The organism is Dyadobacter fermentans DSM 18053 (genome assembly GCF_000023125.1).
Lineage (GTDB): Bacteria > Bacteroidota > Bacteroidia > Cytophagales > Spirosomataceae > Dyadobacter > Dyadobacter fermentans.
The window spans coordinates 616,999-639,464 of sequence record NC_013037.1 but is presented as its reverse complement, the minus strand read 5'-3'; the positions used below and the strand labels follow the sequence as shown (position 1 = coordinate 639,464).

General features: G+C 52.9%; 14 protein-coding genes and 1 tRNA gene. 5 read left to right on the top strand and 10 right to left on the bottom strand.

What is annotated here, in order from left to right; translation table 11 throughout:
- Positions 1–52 precede the first annotated feature (52 nt).
- The gene (locus DFER_RS02790) at positions 53–1,522 is read right to left on the bottom strand and encodes a PhoX family protein (protein WP_012780176.1); all 1,470 of its coding nucleotides are present in this window, start codon (positions 1,520–1,522) and stop codon (positions 53–55) included.
- Positions 1,523–1,701: 179 nt separating this feature from the next.
- Between DFER_RS02790 and bla the strand changes: the two genes are divergently transcribed.
- Positions 1,702–2,586 (top strand): subclass B3 metallo-beta-lactamase, encoded by an 885-nt coding sequence (gene bla / locus DFER_RS02785; RefSeq protein WP_012780175.1) that lies wholly within the window; start codon positions 1,702–1,704, stop codon positions 2,584–2,586.
- Between the two features lie 127 nt (positions 2,587–2,713).
- Here bla and DFER_RS02780 read toward each other — a convergent pair whose 3' ends face one another.
- Together DFER_RS02780 and DFER_RS02775 are read right to left on the bottom strand one after the other, a co-directional pair.
- Positions 2,714–4,441, bottom strand: a complete 1,728-nt coding sequence (locus DFER_RS02780) for a RagB/SusD family nutrient uptake outer membrane protein (RefSeq protein ID WP_041734670.1) — start codon at positions 4,439–4,441, stop codon at positions 2,714–2,716.
- 15 nt (positions 4,442–4,456) lie between these two features.
- Complete coding sequence (locus tag DFER_RS02775) at positions 4,457–7,471, bottom strand: SusC/RagA family TonB-linked outer membrane protein (protein ID WP_229206157.1); 3,015 nt, start codon at positions 7,469–7,471, stop codon at positions 4,457–4,459.
- A 216-nt stretch (positions 7,472–7,687) separates the two neighbouring features.
- On the opposite strand from DFER_RS02775, the gene DFER_RS02770 reads away from it, so the two are divergent.
- From DFER_RS02770 to DFER_RS02760, 3 genes are all read left to right on the top strand, one after another.
- Positions 7,688–11,671 (top strand): two-component regulator propeller domain-containing protein, encoded by a 3,984-nt coding sequence (locus DFER_RS02770; protein WP_012780172.1) that lies wholly within the window; start codon positions 7,688–7,690, stop codon positions 11,669–11,671.
- A 61-nt stretch (positions 11,672–11,732) separates the two neighbouring features.
- A complete protein-coding gene (locus DFER_RS02765; RefSeq protein ID WP_012780171.1) occupies positions 11,733–14,186 on the top strand; it encodes a TonB-dependent receptor in 2,454 nt (817 codons plus the stop codon).
- A gap of 195 nt (positions 14,187–14,381) precedes the next feature.
- Entirely contained in the window at positions 14,382–14,657 is a 276-nt protein-coding gene (locus DFER_RS02760; RefSeq protein ID WP_012780170.1) for a transcriptional repressor, read from the top strand.
- A gap of 130 nt (positions 14,658–14,787) precedes the next feature.
- On the opposite strand, the gene DFER_RS02755 is transcribed toward DFER_RS02760, so the two are convergent.
- Positions 14,788–14,860: transfer RNA gene (locus DFER_RS02755), tRNA-Thr, on the bottom strand.
- 112 nt (positions 14,861–14,972) lie between these two features.
- Positions 14,973–16,877, bottom strand: coding sequence for a DUF349 domain-containing protein (locus DFER_RS02750; RefSeq protein WP_012780169.1), 1,905 nt, complete (start codon positions 16,875–16,877; stop codon positions 14,973–14,975).
- 107 nt (positions 16,878–16,984) lie between these two features.
- Between DFER_RS02750 and pdxH the strand changes: the two genes are divergently transcribed.
- Positions 16,985–17,623 carry a pyridoxamine 5'-phosphate oxidase gene (pdxH, locus tag DFER_RS02745; protein WP_012780168.1) on the top strand — a complete coding sequence of 213 codons (639 nt, stop codon included), beginning with the start codon at positions 16,985–16,987 and terminating at the stop codon, positions 17,621–17,623.
- Positions 17,624–17,712: 89 nt separating this feature from the next.
- Here pdxH and DFER_RS02740 read toward each other — a convergent pair whose 3' ends face one another.
- From DFER_RS02740 to DFER_RS02720, 5 genes are all read right to left on the bottom strand, one after another.
- Positions 17,713–18,999, bottom strand: a complete 1,287-nt coding sequence (locus DFER_RS02740; RefSeq protein WP_012780167.1) for a citrate synthase — start codon at positions 18,997–18,999, stop codon at positions 17,713–17,715.
- 299 nt (positions 19,000–19,298) lie between these two features.
- Complete coding sequence (locus DFER_RS02735) at positions 19,299–19,766, bottom strand: hypothetical protein (protein WP_012780166.1); 468 nt, start codon at positions 19,764–19,766, stop codon at positions 19,299–19,301.
- Between the two features lie 30 nt (positions 19,767–19,796).
- Positions 19,797–20,759: a tRNA (adenosine(37)-N6)-dimethylallyltransferase MiaA gene (gene miaA / locus DFER_RS02730; protein WP_012780165.1), complete on the bottom strand. Its 963-nt coding sequence runs from the start codon at positions 20,757–20,759 to the stop codon at positions 19,797–19,799.
- On the bottom strand, positions 20,749–21,609 hold the full coding sequence (locus tag DFER_RS02725; protein WP_143828637.1) for a hypothetical protein: 861 nt from the start codon (positions 21,607–21,609) through the stop codon (positions 20,749–20,751). The genes miaA and DFER_RS02725 overlap by 11 nt, the downstream gene beginning before the upstream one ends.
- Positions 21,610–21,759: 150 nt before the next feature.
- On the bottom strand, positions 21,760–22,365 hold the full coding sequence (locus DFER_RS02720) for an outer membrane beta-barrel protein (protein ID WP_012780163.1): 606 nt from the start codon (positions 22,363–22,365) through the stop codon (positions 21,760–21,762).
- Between the last annotated feature and the right edge of the window lie 101 nt (positions 22,366–22,466).

The window sequence follows — 22,466 nt, the reverse complement described above, 5'->3', positions numbered from 1 at the left end:
AGGAAAACTCCTGACCCGAAAATTCCGGCCAGGAGTCTGAAAACTATATAAATTAACGAGGCAGACCTTCGATCAGAATGAGCTGGCTGGCCTGGTTTTCCGATTTCCGGACCGAGCCGCCGTCCACTCCCTTGTATTTATCACCGCGCCAGGTGTGCGCCTGAATGCCGAGCATGAATGTATTCGCACGGCCGGTAACATCCGACACGTCGATCATCCCGCTGCTTTCCCATGAGCCGGGCGCAGAAGCTCCACCTACATTGTACTTGGCCGCATCGGCCTCGGTACGGCGGTGGTCGATTTGCAGCACCGGCGTCAATTGCCGGGTATTGAGGTTATATTGATACACATAGCCATCATGCGTTTCGTCGCCGTAGCCATTGGGATCTTCCATGATGTACACGTAATCGAACGTGACGCAAACGTTATCCGGGTTTTGGAACGTGCCGGCAATGCCATTGCGGTCGTCGCCATCGAGCAATACTTCCAGTTTACCTTTGGCAGGATCGTTCGCGTCCAGCACGAGGCGGTAAACGCGGCCGTATTTCGAGCGCGAGTAGTCGGCATTCGGACCGGTGTCGTCCTGGCCGGTTACTGCAAAAATCACTTCGCGGCCCTGGGCGCCCCCACCCTTCCGGTAATCCACATCTTCCACACGTCCGAATTTGATCGCTTTCAGATCATTCACCTTTGCGTTGATCTGCGCGCCGGTGAGCGTTTTGTGGTTATCAATTTTCACAAATTCAACGTCGTAAGTCGAGCCGGGCGTCATAGCCATTTCCTTCTGGTTGTTGTCGGCGCGTTTGAGCATGTACAATGAGCCGTTGTCGAGGTCGCCTACGGTGTTCGACATGTACATCGCCACCTGCCCGCCATTCACATCCGAATCGTCGTCGCCAATCAGCACCACGGTTTTACCCGGATAGGCCGTTTTCGGAAGCGGAACGGCATTTTCGGCGCTCCATCGGCCCAGTCCTGCCACTTCGCGGGAGATATTCGCCTGGCTCACATCCGCGTCCACATTCAATGCATGCGTGCGCGATTCCTGGCCGCTTTCACCCGAAGTAAGGAATACCGGCCCGAAACCGTGCTCGACAGGCGTCACGAGCGTCGCCGAGCACAGGCGCCACGTTCCGCCGTCGGAATTGAGCACATATTCGCCCTTCACCGGCTTGAAGCCCTTGTCGAGCGTAATGCGCGACACCGCGAAATTGTCTTCGTTGTTGACCAGGATCGTGTAATTACCGTCCGGGTTCTGGAAAAGTCCTGCACCATCCGCCGAGCCGCCGAACACGAAGTTGGGCGATTGTTCGAGCTGGTCGTCGCTGCTGAGAAGCGAGTAAAGCTTCACATTGCCAGCCGAAACGCGCCCGTTGGTGGCACCCGGAAGCAGCTTCGCCAGCACGGGCGTTACCGAGCGGTTTTGCAGCGTAATGTCGGGGCTGTTCGGATCGCGGTGGTCCTGGCATGCGCCGAGCACGCACAACGAGGCCAGGGCGGCGTAAGTAAATAGTGGTTTCATGGTGATATAGAACTGATTGTGTGAAATTGTTTTCACAAAGAACAGCCATTCACTTTGCGCAGAGTTTATGCATTTATTATCAGTTTGTTAAAATGATTACGAACCGCCCCAAATGAGCCGGAATGGGCTTTTGCTTTGCTGGCGCCGCGTTTTATCTTTGCCGGCTTACCATCAATCCTATGCCATCCATCAAAAAATCACTTTTCACGACGCTCATCGCCGGCGCGATACTGGCCCCATTTGCAACTGAGGCTCAAAACAAACCCAGAAAACTGCCTTACGTACAGCAGGAATGGACAAAAGAATACCGTCCGTTCCGCATCGCGGGCAACCTTTATTACGTAGGCACTTACGACCTGGCCTGCTACCTCATTGCCACACCGAAAGGCCACATCCTCATCAACACAGGCCTCGAAAGCTCCGTGCCGGTGATCCGCAAACACGTGCAGGCGCTCGGGTTCAAATTCGAGGACATTAAAATACTCCTGGCCACGCACGCGCATTACGACCACGTAGAGGGTATGGCGGCCATTAAACAAGCCACCGGGGCCAGGCTGCTAATCCAGGAAAAAGACGGCAAAGCCATGACCGACGGCGGCGCATCCGACTACGCGCTGGGCGGCCACGGCAGCACATTCGAACCGGTGACGCCCGATCAGCTGCTTAAAAACGGGGAGATCATCAAGCTGGGTACCATGCAGGTAAAGCTCCTGCACCATCCTGGCCACACACCCGGTGCAAGCAGCTTCTCGTTCACCGTCAGGGACGAAAAACGGGCGTATAAGGTCTTTATCGCGAACATGCCGAGCATTCTCGACGAAACGAAATTATCCGGTATGCCCGGCTATCCGGAAGTGGGTAAGGATTATGCCAAAACGCTGGCCGTGATGAAGAACGAGCGGTTTGATATCTGGCTTTCCTCTCATGCGAGCCAGTTTGCCCTGCACCAAAAGCATAAACCCGGCAGCCCATACCGCCCCGAGGCATTCTTCGACCAGGCCGGCTACGACAGCGCCCTCGCCGGACTGAAAAAACGGTACGACGAAAAGAGCAAGGAAAAGTAGGACAACAAAAAATGCGCCCTTTTGAGGCGCATTTACACTGGCACGGGCGCAGGAGCGCCCATGCTCAGTGTTCTATCATCGGTTTTAGTTATTCGTTGCGAGCCACCCGGTGCGGACGGGAGACCGGTTAGTAACCGGGATTTTGTTTAAGCTGCGGAGATGAGTTCAGCACCGTTTGTCCGATCGGGAAGATTTCGGTGTGGCTGCCGGCATCCGGCGTTTTGTCCCACCAGGTGCCTTTTGTGAACACGCCCCAGCGGATCATGTCGGTGCGGCGACGGCCCTCTACGAGGAACTCACGGCCCCATTCGTCGAGCATTTCCTGGTCGGTGAGCTGGCTGCCATTCGCCTTGTAAAGGCTTGGCGAATTGGCCGGGTAGTTGCGCTTCCGCACCGCATTGAGCAATGCCGCCGCAGCCGCTTTGTCACCTGCACGGTATTTGCATTCAGCCAGCGAGTAATAAATCTCCGCAAAACGGATCTCCGCATATGCCGATGCGATCTTGTTCACATCGTCGCTCGGGTAGAACGGATATTTCACCGGGAAAATACCCGAGTTGTTGTCCGCATTGTTCATATTCGACGTTTTGTCGGCGATCGGCGTGCCTGGTTTTGCGTCGAGGAACTTGCCTACCTGGTCGCGGAGGTACAGCGCGTACGGACCTTTGAAACCGCGTACCGTGTCGGGCTTGCCGGCGGAGTTGGTGTAGGGCAGGTAGCCGTGCAGGAACATACCTTCGCGCTTGCTGTTGCCCAGGTTTTTGTATTTTTTCAAACGGACATCATCCGGATATTTCTGAAACTTCACGAATGGCTTGCCCAATGCGAACGGATATTCTTTTCCATCCACATCCAGCCCCGGCTGCATGGCATACTTGGGGTTGGCATCGCCGAAATCGGTAAATCCGAGGTAGCGCGGCGCAAGGTTCGGCAGCATCCAGAAGTACATTCCGCTGTCATACTGCCAGTGCGTGAGCCCGAAGCTGCCCGGGAAGCCGAACACCGTTTCCTTCGAAGTCGCATTATTATAGTCAAATGGCGCATCCCAGCGCGATTCGAGCGCGTAAGTGCCGTATTTGCCATCGATCATTTCCTGGCAAAGCGTAGCACAGTCGGCAAACCTGTCGGTGCCGGTGTACACTTTGGAATTGAGATACAACCGCACGAGCAGCGACGCCGCCCCACCCTGCGTCCAGCGGCCCACCGCATTAGCGCCAAGGCTTTGCACCGTCGGCAGTTTTGGAAGTGATTCTTTCAGTTCGTTTTCAATGAATGCGAAGGCTTCCTGCGGTGTTACCTGCGGCCCGCCGGCAGTTTCACCTTTCACTTTGGTGACGATCACGATGTTGCGGTAGAAATCCAGCAGGCGGATGTTCAGCCACGCGCGGAGCGTGCGGAGCTCGGCGATCATGCCGTCCAGCTCGGCATGGGTCATATCGAATCTGGATGGGTCGGTGATCCCCTGCAAATCTTCCAGCGAGTTGGTCGCGAGCGTTACACCGCCGTACAATGCATTCCATGGATCGGCCGTGAAGCCGTCGTTCGGTGTCCAGGTGTGGTAATGCACGCGTTGGAACTGTCCGCCGTCGAACCAGTCGCCCTGGCGATTGGGCGTCATGAGCTCGTCGGAGCTGTTTTCCTGCAACATAAACGTGTTGCCGCCCTGAATGCTCCAATAGCTGTGCTCAAATGCCCGGAGGAAGTCGCGGGTCACGTCTTCGCGTGTTTGAAGGAAGTTTTCGGATGTGATACGGTCGTACAGTTCCTCGTCCAGGTTGGTGCAGCCGGCGGTTGCCATCAGCAGCATTCCGGCACCCAGGCGTCCTATGTTTTTTATTATGCGATTGCTTTTCATTGTCATTTCAAAAAATTAGAAGGTAAGCTGAACGCCGAGCAGCAGCTGGGTGGTCGACGGGTAGTAATCGAGCGTACCGTTGTTGTCACTGTTTCTGTTCACGCCCGGGTACAGGCCATTGACATTGATCAGGTCGGGATCGCCGCCGGTGAATTTGGTGAATGTCGCCAGGTTGCGGGTCGTTGCGTAAATCCGCACCGATTGCAGGAATTTCGTCTGGATAGGCTGCGTGTAGCTCAGCGTGACATTATCGATTTTCACAAACCCGCCCGGTTCGAGGAAGTAATCCGAGAGCGCCGAATACGTCGTGGGGCTGGTCAGTTTCGAGTATTTGCCACCATCATAAGCTGATTTCAGTACGTTGGCATTCTCCTGCGTGGCTGGCGTGCCCAGGTAAAACGCGTAGGTATTGAACAATTCATAGCCGAATGCGCCGCGCAGGAACACGCTCAGGTCCCAGTTTTTGTATTTGAAATTATTGGAAAGACCCATGGTAAACTTCGGCAAACCGTTTCCTACAAACTGCTTATCGTCGGCAGTGGCCTGGTTACCGGGAATCACCTCTCCTTTTTTGTTGTACACGAGCAATGCGCCCTGGTCGTTCACACCGGCGGATTTGAGGGCAAAGAAGCTGCCGATGCGGGTATCTTCCTGCAAGCGCTGCAATGTGCCCGGACTTCCCGGCGAAGGCATGCCCACCACGTCCACGTACTTCTGGCCGCGGAAAAGCGAGTTCGAGAAGGAAACAAATTTGTTGTTGTTATAAGCGCCTGTGAAACCGATGTCGTAAGTGAAGTCGCCTTTCCGAAGTACCGATGCATTCAGCTGCAACTCGAAACCGGTGTTGCGCATCGTGCCCACATTTGCGAAAGTCTGTCCCTGGATGTTGGGCGGGTTGGATACATTATAGTTACCAAGCAAGTCGCGGTTGGTGCGGATGTAGTAGTTCAAACTACCGGAAAGCTTGCTGCCGAAGAGTTCGAAATCCAGACCGGCATTGAAGTTGGCCGCTTTTTCCCAGCGCAAATCGTAGTTGGTATTCTGGCTCGGGCCCCACACCTGGTAGTTGATGCCATTGTACAAATAGTAGCCGTAGCCGCCGTAGGTATCCAGCGAAAGGTAGTTTCCGAAATCCTGGTTGCCCGTCTCGCCATAATCCGCACGCACTTTCAGTTCGTTCAGCCAGGGGATGTTTTTCAGGAATTGCTCCTGCGTGGCACGCCAGGCCACGGAAGCGGCCGGGAAGTAACCCCATTTATTGGAATAACCGAATTTCGAAGAACCCTCGCGGCGCAAGCTGGCCGACAGGTAGTATTTCTGGTCGAAATCGTAGTTCAAACGGCCGAAGAAGGCGATCAGTTTGGATGAGTTTTTGTAAGAACCGACATTGTTAATCCCTTCCTGCAAGTTCCACAATCCGCTACCCAGGTTGTTGTAGGTCAATACATTGGAGGGAAAATTCTCATTTTTTGCATTGAAACCCGAAGCTGTGAAGTACTGGAACGAGTAGCCGCCCAGCAGCTTGACGGAATGCTTGTTCAGATCGAGGTAATAGTTACCGATCCATTCAAAGCTTTTCTGATCGTTTTCTTCGAGGATTTGCTCGCCGGTGTTCCGTTTGTTGCCATTCACGATCGTCGTGAGCGTCGACGGTGAAAATAGATACCTTCTCATCGAAGAGTTCACCTGGCCGATGGTCACCACGGTATTGAGGTTTTCAAGAATGTTGATTTTCGCTGAACCATTCAAATCCATCAGCTTGTACTCGCGGTCGGACTTGACGCTCTTCGCGACTTCAACCGGGTTATTTGCAAAAAATCCGGATGTCAGATAGGCATATTTGCCGGTTGAGTCGCGCAGGTCGAGCGTCGGGTTCAGGGTCAGTGCGTGGTTAAAACCGGCGTAGTACGCGTCACTCGTCTTGGTGTAGCGCGGCGCAGCGGTAAACGACAGCTCAACAAGGTTGTTGGCCGTTTTATGGTTGATATTGATCCGGCCGCCGTACTCGCGCTTGGCCGAACGGAGGTCTATCCCGTTCGCATCGCGGTAGTCGAGCGAGGTGAAGTAGTTTGTTTTGCCGTTTCCGCCCGAAAATTGCAGGGTATGCTTGTGTGAGAAAGACGGGTTGCGCTTCACTTCCTTCATCCAGTTGGTATTACCGCCGAAGTCGACTCCGCGTTTGTTGGCAAGAAAATCCTCTCTCGAAAGCACTTCCAGCTGGTTGGTAGCATAGTCGAAAGTGGCGTAACCGTCATAGAATATACGCGAAGTTTCCGATCCCTTTTTGGTCGTGATCACGATTACCCCGTTGCTGCCCCGCGTACCGTAAATGGCTGACGCTGCGCCGCCTTTGAGGACGTCGATCGACTCGATTTCGTTCTGGTTGATGTTGTCGATGTTACCGCCCGGCACACCATTAATCACAAACAACGGGCCCAAACCGGCGCTTCTTGACGACGCCCCGCGCAGCTGGATGCTGGGCGAAGAGTTGGGGTCTGCCGCAGACGTATTGGCCACCGAAAGGCCGGCTACCTTGCCCTGGATGGCCATCAGCGGGTTGTTACCGCCCACACGGAGGAGGTCCTTACCCGAAAGGTGCGTAATGGCGCTGGAAACCTCCTTTTTGTTCAGCGAGCCATAGCCGATCACCACCACTTCGTTCAGCGTCTTCTGGTCTTCGGCCAGGTCGACTTCGATGAAAGTCTTGCCCGCCAATGCGATTTCCTGCGTCACATAACCTACATTCGAGATCGTGAGCGTTGCATTGGCATTGCTTACATCCAGTTTGAACGTTCCGTCCACAGCAGACACTGTTCCGTTATTGGTGCCCTTTTCGACGATCGCTACGCCGGGCAGCACGTCGTTGGCGTCTTTGATCTTACCGGTAATCTGCACGGATTGTGCGCTGGCTTGCCAGGCCGAAAGTATCATCAGCAGACAACCCAGCCATGCGGCTGCCTGCGCAAAAGAATGTCGAACCGGCGAAAGGCGTCTGCCCGGACCGGTTGATTTGTATAATTTCATTTTCATGAAGGATAGTTGGGTGAAAAGCCCCCCGGCGTTGTTACTATTTAATTATAATATTGGATTAATTAAGAATGCTGCGAAGTTCCGGGTTTAGCGGGTAACGGGATGATCGTTTTGTCTCAATTTTGAATCAAAATGTCTCACCCCGAATTTTTATGATTTAACTAAGATTTTAGTGGATATCTTTACATGCCGGTTGTGCCAGGCTGTGAGTTTATAATGCAGATTAAATTGGTGAGAATATTCATTTCCATCCTGCTGTCGCTATGGATTGCAATGCAAGCCGTTGCGCAGGATATCCCATTCTATTTCAGGAATTACCAGGTTTCGAACGGCTTGTCGGGTAATGCCGTCGGCGAAATGGTACAGGACAAGAAGGGCTTCATGTGGTTTGCGAGCCGCAACGGCCTCAACCGCTTCGACGGCCACACTTTCCGGATTTTCCAGAACATTACAGGCGATTCGCTCAGTATCGGCAGCAATTCGATATTTGCATTATACGAAGATACCTCCGAGAAGCTCTGGGTGGGCACGCACAAGGGCGTGTACCGGTACGACCCCGTCGCCGACCGCTTCGATGCATTCAAACTGATCCCGGCCGGCGAGGTGCTTGAAATCCGTGGCGACCGCAATGGCAATATCTGGATCATTTCCAATCTCCAACTATACCGCTACCACCTCCGCACAGGCCGCGCCGCCCGGGTCGACCTGGGCAACGACCAGCCCGTTTCGCTGCACGTATCGCCGGCAGGAGCCGTTTGGGTGGCGTGCAATAATGGCGTGGTGAGGCATTATCAGCAGGATACGGGCCGTTTCGAGGCTTTCAATGTGGGCCAGCTGTCGGGCGTCCGGGATATTTACGGCGCCATGACGCTCCATGCGGTGGGCGATTCATCGCTGCTGATCGGCTCGATGAAGAAGGTGCTGCTGCTGAATGTAGCCAAAAAGCAGGTCCGCAACCTCACCGCAGCCGGAATGCCGGGGGAAGACGTTCAGGTGCACACAATTTTCCAGAAAAGCGACCGCGAATTCTGGCTGGGCACGGAATCGGGATTGTACATTCTCGACCTCGTCTCGGGAAAGTCGCAGCACATTGTGCGGGAGCGCTTTAACCGCTATTCGATCACCGACAACATCATCAATTCCATCCTGCGCGACCGCGAAGGCGGCATCTGGATTACGACGCAGTTCGGCGGGATCAACTATTATTCGACCCAGTTCAACAATTTCCGGAAGTTTTTCCCAAAACCCGGCAACAGCATCAGCGGCAGCATTGTACACGAAATCACAAAGGATCGGAACGGGCATTTGTGGGTCGGCACGGAAGACGCCGGGCTGAACCGGCTGGACATTCAAACGGGCCAGTTCAAGGCTTTCCTGCCCGACGGGCGCCACGGCAGCATTTCCTACCGCAACCTCCACGGCATGGTGGTGGACGGCAACGAGCTGTGGGTGGGAACTTACGAACACGGCCTGGACGTGATCGATCTGCGCACCGAGCGGGTGGTACGGCATTACAATGCATCCTCAGACCCGCGCTCGCTGAGCAGCAATTTTATTGTGACGATGTACAAAACGCGCGAAGGGGACATTCTCGCAGGTACATGGATAGGCCTTTGTAAATACAATCGAGAAACCGACGATTTTACCCGCATTCCATTCTTTAACAGCCAGGTACAGAGCATTCATGAAGACGCCGAGGGCACATTGTGGGTAGCCAGCTATGGTCGCGGGGTGTCGTATTATAATCCCAAAACCCGGAGACAAGGACATTTGCGGTACAGCGCAGACCGGCCGGGAGGCTTGGTGGATAATTACGTCAACAGCATCTACCAAAGCTCCGACAAGAGCATCTGGCTCTGTACCGAGCACGGCCTCTCTCGCTACAATCCCCAAACCGGCAAATTCCGCAACTACCGGAAAACCAACGGCTTGCCCGACAACCAGGTGTTCAGGGTCCTGGAAGACGACGCCGGGAATTTCTGGATTACCACCTCGCGCGGCCTCGCGAAGCTCGACGGCCGCACAGACCACTTCACAAACTTCCACACCGGCAACGGCCTTCCGACGGACCAGTTCAACTACAATTCGTCGTTCAAGGACCCCGACGGAACGCTGTACTTCGGTACCGTGGCCGGGATGGTGGGATTCAAGCCGGCCGCATTGCTGCGGAATGCATTCGTGCCGCCGGTGTACATTACCCGTTTGCAGGTCAACAACCGCGACGTAGATATCCGGGCGGAAGACGCGCCGCTGAAACGATCCGTGATTTACGCCGACGAGCTCACGCTGCCTTACCAGAGTTCGAGCCTGAGCTTCGACGTGGCGGTGCTGAGCTATGTGATCCCGGAGCAAAACACCTACCAATATCAGCTCGAAGGCCTATCGAAGGAGTGGGTGCCGATTCAGGACAATAACCGGCGTATCCAGTTTTCGAAACTTCCGCCGGGCGACTACACGCTCAAAATTCGCGGTGCCAACAACGACGGCCTGTGGAATAACCGCGAAACGCGCCTGCGCATCACGATTCTACCGCCGTTTTGGGCCACGGGCTGGGCATATCTGGTTTATGTGGTGCTGGTGGTGAGTATTATTGTTGTAATTTTCCGTTATTATTTTCTCGCCCTCCACGAAAAAAGCCGCCGGCAGATCGAGACGATTGAAATGGGGAAAGAGCGGGAGATTTATAACGCCAAGATCGACTTTTTCACGAATGTAGCCCACGAGATCCGCACGCCGCTGACGCTGATCAAAATGCCGCTTGACAAGCTGCTGGCCAGCCGGAAATCGGACCCCGAAACGATTGAGAGTTTGAATATGATCGATAAAAACACCTCCCGACTGATAGATTTGACCAACCAGCTCCTCGATTTCCGAAAGGCCGAGGCGAACAATTACAGCCTCAATTTTACCAAAACCGACATTAATGACCTGCTGAACGACGTTTTCGCCACGTTCCGCCCGGCAGCCGAGCAAAAGCAGCTGCAATACAAACTCGAACTGCCGCGCATTACCTTGCAGGCATTTGTAGACGAAGAAGCGTGTAAGAAAATCACGAGCAACCTCGTGAGCAACGCGATCAAATATGCCGAAAGCAGCGTAAAAGTGAAGCTATCGCCCTTTAACAGCGACGACCTGCTCTTCCACATCGAGTTCACTAACGACGGCCCGCTGATCGGCTACGACGACCGCGACCGTATTTTCGAGCCTTTCTACCGCGCCGAAGGCCACAGCAAGGAACAGGGAACGGGCATTGGCCTGCCCCTCGCCCGCTCGCTCGCGGAGCTGCACAAGGGCACGCTCGAACTGAAACGCTCGGACCTCGACCAGAATACGTTCCTGCTATCGATCCCCATTCACCAGGACTATGAGCTGGATCTGAAAAAGGAGGATGAAAATTCGCAAAGCGCCGAACCGGATGAATCGGAACAGACTTCGGCCAACCCCAATAAGCCGAATGTGCTGCTGGTGGAAGATAATGCCGAAATCCTGGGCTACCTGGGCCGCGAGCTGAGCCTGGATTACAACATTTTCAGGGCCGGCGACGGGCGGCAGGCGATAGATCTGTTGCAGGAAGAGAACATTCACCTGGTGATCAGCGATATTATGATGCCGGTGATGGACGGCATTGCATTGTGCCGCGAAATGAAGAATGACGTGCGTTTCAGCCACATTCCCATCATTTTGCTCACCGCGAAAAACTCAATCAGCTCAAAGATCGAAGGGCTCGAAGTGGGCGCGGACGCTTACATTGAAAAGCCGTTTTCACTGGACCACCTCTCGGCGCAGATCAGTAACCTGCTCCACAACCGCGACATTATCAAGGACTACTTCGCCCGCTCGCCGCTCACGCATATCAAAGGCATCGCATTCTCGCGCGCCGACAAAGATTTCCTTGAACAGCTGAACGCCATCATCACCGTCCACATCGCCGACAGCGACCTGGACGTGGATATGCTTTCGTCCAAAATGAACATGAGCCGGCCGACGCTTTACCGGAAGATCAAAGGCATTTCCGACATGACTCCCAATGAATTGATCAACCTTTCACGGCTTAAAAAAGCGGCGGAATTGCTTGCGGAAAAGAACTACAAAATCAACGAAGTGGCGGATATGGTGGGTTACAGCGTGCCGACCAACTTCTCCCGCGATTTTCAAAAACAATTCGGTGTAAGCCCATCCGGTTATGTAAATACGTTGTAAGTTGGCCGTTTTATGATACATTTGCGCATTATTTAAATTAAGTCTAAATAATGATCAATGTATGAAAGATTTACCAAGACGCTCCCTCCTATTACTTACCCGACCGTCGCTCTGCGCGTTACTCACGGCCGTGCTACCGTTTTCGGGGCAGGTTGCGTGGGCACAGCAGTCGGCGCCGGACAAAAAAGTGAAACAAACTACCACCCAGTCGGTGCCGAAAACCGGCAAGGGCTCGGTGAAAGGCAAGGTGCAAACGCCTGACGGCAAGCCGGTGGAATTTGCCAATGTGGTTGTAAAAGGCACCGGCAAGGGCACTCAAACCGATGAAAAGGGCGCATTTACCATTAACGACATCCCCGAAGGCGAGCATAGCCTGCTGGTGCAGCACCTCGGGTTCACCTCCGCCGATCTGCCATTTACGGTAGAAACCGGCGAGCAAACGGTGCTGGAAGCTATTACCGTGCAGGAAGGAGACAAAAACCTGAATGAAGTGGTGGTTTCAGCCGGCCGCGTGCGCGAGAGCCTCAATTCCGTGCCCGCGTCGATTGCCGTGCTGAAAGCGAAGGAAATCCAGGAACAGGCGACGATCAACAACTCCATCGCGGCGATTTTGGGCAATACCATTCCGGGGCTGGGAATGCCGAATAACAAGGCGACCAACACCGGCCAAACGCTGCGCGGAAGGAGCCTCCTGGTGCTCGTGGACGGCATTCCGCAGTCGACGCCGCTCATGAACGGTAACCGCGACATCCGCTCCATCGACCCTGCCGTGCTGGAACGCGTAGAGGTCGTGAAAGGCGCGACGGCCATTTATGGCAACGGCGCCGGCGGCGGGCTGATCAACTACATTACCCGGAAACCGACCGAGAATAAAGCGATCGCCGGCATCACGCAGCTCGGCATGCATGGCAATCTGTTCCACATGGCCGATACGCCGGGCTACCGCATTTCGCAGATGCTGGAAGGAAAGATCAACAAGTTTTCCTACGTTGTGAGCGGCCTGCTCGACCGCACCGGTGTGTACAAAGACGGTGCCGGCGATGTGATCTCAACGTCCAATGGATTGGGTGAAACGAGGCTTTACAATGCCTACACGAAGCTTTTCTATGACTTCAATGCCGATAATGAGCTGGAATTCTCGTTCAACCTGTTCAGCAGCCGGCAGTATACCAAATACGTGAACAAACCGGGCGTTTATGGCGAAACACCGACTATCGCCGTGCCGGGCGACAGTCCGGGCGACGCGGAAGGCACGCCATTCAACTACAACTTTTCGCTTCGTTACCTGCGTCGCGGGCTTTGGGCAAAAACCAGTATGGACATTACCGCCTACCTGAACGGTTTCGAATCAATGAACGCCTACACGGCCTCCACATCGGGCTGGTATGGCCCCGGGCAAACGCAGATCACATCGCGCAAAAAAGGGCTCCGGGCCAACTTTTACACGCCATTCAATGTCAGCCCGAACTTCGGCGGCGGCGTTACCTACGGGATCGACATCCTGGGCGACGTGACGAACCAGGTGCTCACCGACGGTCGCGTGTATGTGCCCGACATGAACATGACGAGCATTGCGCCTTACGCACAGGTGAAGCTGGACATCGTCAAAGACCTTACCCTGAAAACCGGTGCGCGGTTTGAAAACATCGGCATTGATGTGAAAGATTACAGCACGCTTGCCAAGGGGCCCAACGGCGAGGGTGCCGTGGCCGTGAAGGGCGGGAAACTGGACTACAAGGCATTGAACCTGAATGCAGGCTTGCGTTACTCGAAATACAGCCTTTTCAACCCGTTCTTTAACTTTTCACAGGCATTCGGGATCAGCGAGCTGGGGCGCATCCTCCGCTCGGCCACGACCAACACGATCGCCAACCTGAACACGAAGCCGATTATCGTCAATAACTATGAGGCCGGGTTCAGCAGCCAGTACAAATTCGTGCAGTTTACAGCGGCCTATTTTATCAGTACTTCCAAACTCGGCGCCGATATGGTGACCGTGAATGGCGTGATGACCCCGCTCCGCTTGCCGGAGGAAATCAAAGGCTATGAATTCACACTCGATTTCCAACCGTCTGACAAATTATCGTTCGGCGGAAGCTACTCGTATGTGGAAGGCAAAGCCGACCAGAACGACAACGGCCATTTCGACGACCCGGAAGACCGCTACCTCACCGGCGCGCGCATTACCCCGCCAAAAGCAACTGCATTTATCAAATACCAGCCGACAGACAAGCTTAACCTGAACCTTTTTTGGGTATATTCGGGTAACCGCAAGCGATTCGACAAGCAAGCCAACGGCCGCTACGGTAACGGCGAAGGCCCGGTAGATGCCTACGATCTTTTTAACCTGAATGCCTCGTACGTGTTCAGCAAGCACATTCGTGCGGCTGTGGGTATCGAAAATCTTCTGAACAAGACTTATTTCAACACGGTGAACCTGTTCAGCGGACAGGACCTGGAATACACCCGAGGTAATGGGTCCCGGTTTAGTTTGAATGTGTATTACAATTTTTAAGGTTATTGACCCAGTTTGATGATCAAACGGCCTGCCTCTGCGCAGGCCGTCTTTTTGTTACCCAATGCCGATTACAGGCATTCGAACAAAAAATACTTCGCAACTGGTGGTTACTATTACGGTTGAAGGCCCCTTTGGGCAACTAAGGAGTGTGATCGTCCGAGACGTTCGCTGCACTTTATCAACGAAGCAACCATGACCCTATCCGACCGCCTCATTCGCTATTGTAACCAAAACAACATCCGGTACGCCGGCAAACGCATTGTAGTAGCCCTCCACCTCGACCAGCGCAACCAATATACCGACGGAGACACACTCTGGCGGTCGCTACGCACGAGCGGCGTCAAAATCAGTCCGGCCACGGTGTACGATGCCTTAAACTGGCTGGAAAGCGCCGGTTTCGCCGAGCGAAAGCTGGTGGACGGGCGCAAGAATATGTTTCGGGTGAAAAGCTTCGTTCCGGCGAAGTGAATTTGTTGGGCTGATCGCCAACTTTTCGGATTCAACCACTGATCCGATCCGAGGCCGGCCGGCGAAGTGAAACGGAAGCCGCAGAAAAGCAAAAAGCACTTCGCAAATTGCGAAATGCTTTCTTTTTTTGAGCCCCCAGTCGGGATCGAACCAACGACCTACTGATTACAAGTCAGTTGCTCTACCAGCTGAGCTATGGAGGCCTTTTTTCTTTGTGATACCGTTTGTTATTCCGTTATCATGGTGCAAAAGTAGTCGAGCGGGATATACAATGCAACCTTTTCAAAGTAAATTTTTCAAACTTTTTTTCAGGTTTCAGATAGCTTCCTGAATAATAGTGAGTTGGTGTTTCAGCTCGTCCAACTGGCTTAATGCATTATTGATCTTTCTTTCGAATTCCGCTTTCAAACGATCGGAAGTTTTCGATTTCGCAAAGAACTCGATGTTGTTTTGCCAAAGCGCGATGTCGTTTTCCAGCTGCGTTATCTTGCGGCGGATATCATTTTCCTTGCGGTAAAGGTTGCGGCTGCTTTCGCCGTCACGCACCAGTTCCACTTCGCTTTCCAGCACGGCCTGCTCCTTCTCCTTCGTCGACAGCTGGCCGATCGCGCTCACGTATGTATTGATTGCCGCGATATAACGCTTCTGAATGGCCTGCATGTCTTTCTTAGGCACGAAGCCTATGGACGACCATTCCGACTTGAATGCGCTCAACAAATTGAGCGACGATTCGTCCTTATCCTTCGCTGCCGCTTCGATGCGTTCGATGAGGTCGGTTTTCAGTTTAAGGTTTTGCTCGAATTCTTCTTCAACTTCGCGGTTTTTGGCGCGTTTCTGATCGAAATACGAATCGCAGGCTTTTTTGAAGCGGTCGTAAATCGTGTCTTTGAATTTCTCCGGAACCTGGCCGATGCCTTTCCATTTCTTTTGGAGCTCGATTACCTTCTGGGTTGTGGAAGGATTGTCCTCGCCGGCCGCCAAAACTGCCTCGGCTTCTTCGCAAAGCTGGTTTTTCAATTCGAGGTTCTGCTCGCGCTTCGATTCCAGCTGTCGGAAGAACTCTCCCTTGTTGTTGAAAAACGTTTTCAGCGCAGCCCAGAACTTCTTGCTGAGCTCCTTGCCTTCCTCACGCGGCATGATGCCTTTCAAAGCCACCCATTGGTCCTGGAACGCCATAATGTCCTTCGTTTTGGCATTCCATTCTTTAATGCTGCCCGAATTGTAGGTTGTGAACGGAACAATCGCCTCGTAAATTTTCAGCTTTTGCTCGTAGTTCTCCTGCATGGATTTCTTCTGCTCGGCAAACTGGCCGCGTTGTGCATCGTAAAGCACATCGAGTGCCTCTTTGAAGCGCTGCCAGAGTTTCTCCTGATCTTCCTTGGGCGCCGGGCCGAGGTGTTTGTATTCTTCAAAAATATGGTTGGCTTCGTTCAGGATTTCCCGGGTCATCGGGCGGCTTTCCAGCGATTTGCCTAGTTCTTCCACTTTCTCGCAGAGCTCGGCTTTGAGTTCCGCGTTGCGGCGGCGGTCGAGTTCTTTGAGTTCGAAATAGATGTTCCGGTTGCTGAAATAGCGGTCGATCAGCGCATTGTAAGTCGCCCAGAGCGTGCCATTATGCGGCGAGGCCACATTACCGGCGCCTTTCCATTCTTCCTGGATCTTTTTGAATTCCTCCCAGCTCGATTTCAGGCCGCTCGCGTCGGTTTCGCGCGTGCCTTCCTCGTCCACAAGCGCGCGCAGGCGACCAAGCAGAGCGGTTTTTACATTGAAATTCTTCTCCTTTTCCTTCTCCTGGCTTTGGTAGAAAGCATTTTTCAATCCGCGGATCTCACGGCTCAGGGAGTCTATTTTCTGCGTTTCAGCATCATATTTGTACTCGAAACCGTCCTCTCCGCCCGTCTCTTCGACGAACGTTTTCAGCGCGGCTTCGCGGTCCTTCAGTTTGATCTGATCAAGCACCGTACGTACCCCCCTGGCCACAGATTCCGCCTTTTTAAGCTGGGCAGCGCCTGAGCCTTCTTCCCGGATGGTCGCCAGTTCGTTCTCCAACAAGTTAACCAGTTGCTCCTTAGACAATTGGCTGTAATCCACATCAGGCGTTTCCTCCTCGTGCTCTTCCGTCAACTCATTGTTAAGATCAATTTCAAGGGTATCAATCGTTTTTGGTGCCAGGTCGTCCTGCTCTTCGCCTTTGACCCCTTCTTGTTGTTCTTGTGCCATCGTGATGCTTGTTTCGTACGTACGGTCTCTTACAGATTACAAATCTAACAATCTTTCCCTTGAAATGGCTACTTTTGGCATCCTAACATTGAACATATTAGTATCCAATGGACCATAATATTGCAAATATTCGTCACGACTATCAACTAAAAGGCTTACACGAATCGGATCTCGACCCTGATCCGCTGAAACAGTTCAGGTTATGGTTTGACGAGGTGCTCAAATCGGGCATTTCGGAATCGAATGCGATGCTGCTCAGCACGGTTTCGGAAGGCCGACCGTCGGCCCGTGTTGTGCTCCTGAAAGACCTCGATGAGCGGGGCTTTTCATTTTTCACCAACTACGAAGGCAGGAAGGGCCGCGAAATAGAGGCCAATCCGCAGGTAGCGATTACATTTTTCTGGAAAGAGCTTGAAAGACAGGTCCGTATCGAAGGAAAGATCGAAAAGACCCCGGCGACTGAATCGGACGAGTATTTCGCCGTGCGCCCGCGCGGGAGCCAGATCGGCGCCTGGGCTTCGGCACAAAGCGAAGTGATTCCCGACAGGGAATTTCTGGAAGCAAAAACAAAGGAATTGGAAGCCCGTTTCGAAGGCCAGCCCGTACCGCGGCCCGCACATTGGGGAGGTTACCGCGTCGTACCCGATTACATCGAATTCTGGCAAGGACGCCCCAGCCGCCTGCACGACCGGTTAGCTTATACGAAGGCGGAAGATGGCTGGAAGATTGAGCGGCTGGCGCCGTAGGAGTTATATTAATTTTGAATGATTGAATGATTGAATGGTGCGTTTATGCAAACCTGCTATTCAATCATTCAATCATTCAATCATTCAAATCATTTCCTCTCACTCATCGCCACGAAGTCCCGTTTTGCGGCGCCGGTGTAGATTTGGCGTGGGCGGCCGATTGGCTCTTTGTTCTCACGCATTTCTTTCCATTGCGCGATCCAGCCTGGAAGACGGCCGATCGCGAACATTACGGTAAACATATTGGTAGGGATTCCCAGTGCGCGGTAGATGATACCGGAGTAGAAGTCTACGTTCGGGTAAAGTTTGCGCTGTACGAAGTATTCGTCTTCCAATGCTGCTTTTTCCAGTTTCTGGGCGATTTCGAGTACAGGGTCGTTGATGCCCAATTTGTTCAGCACGTCGTCCGCAGCCTTTTTGATAATGCGTGCACGCGGATCGAAGTTTTTATAAACCCGGTGGCCGAAACCGAACAGGCGGAAGCCGCTGCTCTTGTCTTTGGCCATATTGATGTATTTCTGTGTATCGCCGCCGTCCGCTTTGATCGCTTCGAGCATTTCGATTACTTCCTGGTTGGCGCCGCCGTGGAGCGGGCCCCACAATGCGCTGATACCCGACGAAATCGAAGAGAAAATGTTGGCATGGGACGAACCGACCAGTCTTACAGTCGATGTAGAGCAGTTTTGCTCGTGGTCGGCGTGCAGGATCAGCAGCTTGTTCAATGCAGCCGAAACAACGGGATCTACATTATATTTTGCTACCGGCAGCGAGAACATCATGTTCAGGAAGTTGGAGCAATAATCGAGGTCGTTTTGCGGGTAATTTACCGGATGTCCCTGTGATTTTTTGTACGACCACGTCGCGATCGTCGGCAGCTTGGCGAGCAGGCGGATAATGTGCAACTGCGTCGCGTCTTCCGAGTTCTGGCCGTTGGCATCGGGGTAGAATGCGCTCATCGCGCTCACCAGCGACGACAGTACGCCCATTGGGTGTGCATTAACCGGGAAACCTTCAAAAATTTTGCGCATATCCTCGTTTACGAGTGTATGCGTGCGGATTTCATGTTCAAACTCAGCGAATTGCTTTTCAGTAGGAAGCTCTCCGTAAATAAGCAGGTATGCAACTTCAAGAAACGACGATTTTTCGGCCAGGTCTTCAATCGAATAACCTCTGTAATTCAGGACACCCTCTTCGCCGTCCAGGAATGTAATGGCGCTTTTGGTGGCACCGGTATTCTTGTAACCCGAGTCGATCGTAATGTACCCGGTCTGGTCACGCAATTTGGAAATATCTATCGCCTTTTCCTGTTCACTGCCTTCAATTATGGGGAACTCGTACTTTTTACCTTCAAGGGTCAATTCAGCTATTTGGGACATAGAAATAAGAATAAAATTAAAAGGGTTAATTACAAGGCAGGCCAACCGGTCAATTCAAGACAAAGTTTTTCGTTAACAGCGATTTACTTACCCAACAAGTTAATTTTGTGTTAAATAGGCCCGGAGACTAACCATTTCCCCGTCCGACACAAGCCGCAATATCCTAAAAAACTGCGTACTTTCTATTACTATCCGTGGTTTATTTGTGAAAAATCAAGACAGAAACAATATTATTTCACAATTTGAAGGATTTATGAGAATATTCTACTGTCGCACGTGCATTTGGCAACTTCCGGCATTTATAGTGGCTTCGCGCCTCCATCGGATTCGGTTCCAGGGTCTGTTAACCGCACATTATCCTGCTCTTTTACCAATATTCTTTTGAAAAGGTATCTCAGGCTCAGCCCGGCCAGAATGACCGGCAACAAATGCGCGCCGTAAATGAATGCCTTGCCTGTGATCCGGTACGAAAACGACGAAAAAGTCACAAACACGTACATGAACCAGCCGATCGCAACAGCCGTGAACGCGAGGTATGTGAATATCGCCGTCTTTTTGCGCGCCAGCCGGTAAACCAGCTCGCATAGCGCCAGCACAACGCCTACCACGACTGTCACCGTAAGCAATGCCCGCGGAAAATTGCGGATATAATGATGCTTGTACACCAGCACCCCTATTTTCCCGATCAGGTTCGGATGTGCTAGCAAATAGGCGTCCGTGACGCTCAATACCAGCAGCAACAGCAGGCTGCTCCATTTACGATTCATTTCAACGACGTTTTTTCGTTTGGGTTACACCTACATATTACTTGCCTGCCCGTTTTTAAATTCCCGGTAATGCCGGATTATGAAAGCTATTTTTTCAGCCTCCGTCCATTCGTCCGGTATCCAGCTGATTTCCAGCCCATCTTTCTCCATCTTCCTGAAAAACGTCATTTGCCGCTTCGCAAAGCGGTGGATTTCGGTTTCGAGCCTTGCGTGCATTTCGTCGTAGGTCATCGCACCGATGAGGTACAGGGTAATGTATTTGTATTCCAATCCATAGTAGATTAATGAATCGGCATCAATCCCCTGATTTAAAAGGCCTTGTACTTCTTCTATTAAACCTTGCTTTAACCGCTCGGCCAGCCGGTTGCTAATGCGTTTTCGCCGGACGTCAACTGGCGGGTCGAGCCCGAAAATGATGGCCGGATAAGCCTGTTCTTCCGCTCCGAACCGGATTTCCTGCTCGGGATGCTCCCGCGTGAATGCTGCGATTTCGAGCGCACGTACGAGGCGTTTGCGCGTGGATGTGTCTGCAAGCGCGTGGTAGGGCGATGTAGTCCGCCGGAAATGTGCAAGCAGCTGTTCGGTAGTCTGACTGGCAAAGCTTTCGCGCAGCGCCTCATTCACCGGCACAGTATCCTGGGCATGACCTTTCAGCAATGCATATAAATAGAACCCGGTGCCGCCGCAAACCACCGGAACGCGGTCATGCGCCCGGATGGCCTCGTAAGCCTGCGCGAAGTCGTACTGGAAGTCGTTGACATTGTATTTATCGCCCGCGTCGCGGATATCGATCAGGTAATGGCGGATCGGCACCCCGTCCACTATATATTCACCTAGGTCCTTACCGGTACCAATGTCCATTTGCCGGTAAACCTGCCGGGAGTCCGCGCTGATGATCTCACCGCCGATCCCGGCCGCCACACGCGTTGCAAGGCGTGTCTTTCCTGAGGCTGTCGGGCCGAGAATGATCAAAAGTGGTGGTTCAGTTTTCATCCGGCAATGCATTAGGAAAGGTTTTTACATATTTAATACTGCCCAGGTTGGATATCTGCATAAAATCGTCCGTCTGGGAAGCCATATCCATGCCAACAGGCCGGTTTGAGCGCGCCATTTCATTCAAATTCAAATACACGGGCCGCGGCGCAATGGTGCCTTTGGCTTCGAAACCGAGCTGCCGGTAACTGCGCCCGTCGGACCATTCAAGATCTGCGTAGGTCATAATGTCGTCCGGCTGCTTTTCCAGGATGAATGCCTTTAACAATTTATCAAACGCTCCCACCACGTTCGTCCCCGCCAGACTCGCAAAGCGGATCAGCTCATGCGAGCGGAATGGTTTGCTTTTTTGCATGAAAATGCGGGCGTTGCTGAATGTGGACACCGCCACCAGAAGCTCGTCCGCAGACCGGTCCACGGGAAATTCTGCCGGAAGGACACGGAAGTAGCGCGCCGGAAGAAAAAGCCCGTACCGGAACTTGGACGACACATTTCCATTCAAATGATTCGCAGTCAGAAATTGCTCCGTGGCCGCTTTATCAATCCGGCGCACCTGCGTGAGGCGGGCGGGAATCCTGGCGGAGCGGCCCAGCATAGCCGCAACACGGGACAATACAATGGCATTGCGTGCGATCCAATAGTCTTCCCAAAGCACCACAGCCTGATGTCCCCCGCCCCGGGCGTTCGCCAGAAGCCCGGCCAAACGATCCGGCAACCCGGTTTGCTGCGCGTGGCGCCATGCATTGAGCGCTACCGGAAAGATCTTCATCGGCGCTCCACGGCCATCAGCTACTTCAATGACCGGCAAGGCAGGATCCGTTCCGCTCGCAGGCATGCATTGGAATCCCATGGCCGCAAGGCGGTTGCAGATTTGTTCAGGAAAGAGTATTTGTTCTGCCAATTCGGGTCAGGTAAATGAGCGGGCAAGTTAAGGCGGGAATGCATTACAACAAAAAAACGCGCCGTTGAGGCGCGTTCCAATGTTTGGCATAATGAGTGCTTATTTGCCACCCAACCCGAAAATGATCCCGACGTTCACACCGCCGAATTTCGAAGTGGATTCAAAGTCGATGTTGTTTGGCGAACCAGTGTCCGACGCGTGGTTTTTGTTGCCGAACACGAAGTGGTAAATACCTTCCACCTGGATACCCAGGTTACCGAATGCGAACAAGATACCTGCTCTCGGCGCTGTACCGAAGTTGCTGCGTGTAGACGATTCCAGCACGGTTTCACCGTTCCATTTCGCTTTGTATTTCGAGAAATACACCCCGGCGTCACCACCAATGTACGGACGAATCACGCCGTCGGTGAAGAAATAGTCCAAAGTACCTGTTACGGGCATCAGCGTTCCGGTGCTGCTCAGCGTTTGTCCGGCTACGCGGTAGTCGCTTCCATCGGCGTAAATCTTACCGGCCACCCCTATCGCGAATTGCGGCGAGGCAAACACACGCAAGTTCACACCACCACCTGCAATCGTTTTCGAATCTTCTACATTAGATTTGGCGACACCACCTTGCAATCCGAGTGAAAACTGTGCAAAACTTGCCGAAGTGCCCGCAACCATCAGGGCGAGAACGGCCAGCGAAAGGATTAGTTTCTTTTTCATGTTGACGTTTTGATTATGGTTAATAGTTTGCAAACCAACTATCCATAATCAGTCCAACACGGAAAAATTTCATTAGCTCCTGCCTACCGAATTGTCATACA

Coding starts and splice junctions, on each gene's coding strand:
- DFER_RS02720 (WP_012780163.1), bottom strand. CDS start 22,365: ATGAAAAAGAAACTAATCCTTTCGCTGGCCGTTCTCGCCCTGATGGTT.
- bla (WP_012780175.1), top strand. CDS start 1,702: ATGCCATCCATCAAAAAATCACTTTTCACGACGCTCATCGCCGGCGCG.
- DFER_RS02750 (WP_012780169.1), bottom strand. CDS start 16,877: ATGGCACAAGAACAACAAGAAGGGGTCAAAGGCGAAGAGCAGGACGAC.
- DFER_RS02770 (WP_012780172.1), top strand. CDS start 7,688: ATGCAGATTAAATTGGTGAGAATATTCATTTCCATCCTGCTGTCGCTA.
- DFER_RS02760 (WP_012780170.1), top strand. CDS start 14,382: ATGACCCTATCCGACCGCCTCATTCGCTATTGTAACCAAAACAACATC.
- DFER_RS02740 (WP_012780167.1), bottom strand. CDS start 18,999: ATGTCCCAAATAGCTGAATTGACCCTTGAAGGTAAAAAGTACGAGTTC.
- miaA (WP_012780165.1), bottom strand. CDS start 20,759: ATGAAAACTGAACCACCACTTTTGATCATTCTCGGCCCGACAGCCTCA.
- DFER_RS02735 (WP_012780166.1), bottom strand. CDS start 19,766: ATGAATCGTAAATGGAGCAGCCTGCTGTTGCTGCTGGTATTGAGCGTC.
- DFER_RS02765 (WP_012780171.1), top strand. CDS start 11,733: ATGAAAGATTTACCAAGACGCTCCCTCCTATTACTTACCCGACCGTCG.
- DFER_RS02725 (WP_143828637.1), bottom strand. CDS start 21,609: ATGGGATTCCAATGCATGCCTGCGAGCGGAACGGATCCTGCCTTGCCG.
- DFER_RS02780 (WP_041734670.1), bottom strand. CDS start 4,441: ATGAAAAGCAATCGCATAATAAAAAACATAGGACGCCTGGGTGCCGGA.
- pdxH (WP_012780168.1), top strand. CDS start 16,985: ATGGACCATAATATTGCAAATATTCGTCACGACTATCAACTAAAAGGC.
- DFER_RS02775 (WP_229206157.1), bottom strand. CDS start 7,471: ATGAAAATGAAATTATACAAATCAACCGGTCCGGGCAGACGCCTTTCG.
- DFER_RS02790 (WP_012780176.1), bottom strand. CDS start 1,522: ATGAAACCACTATTTACTTACGCCGCCCTGGCCTCGTTGTGCGTGCTC.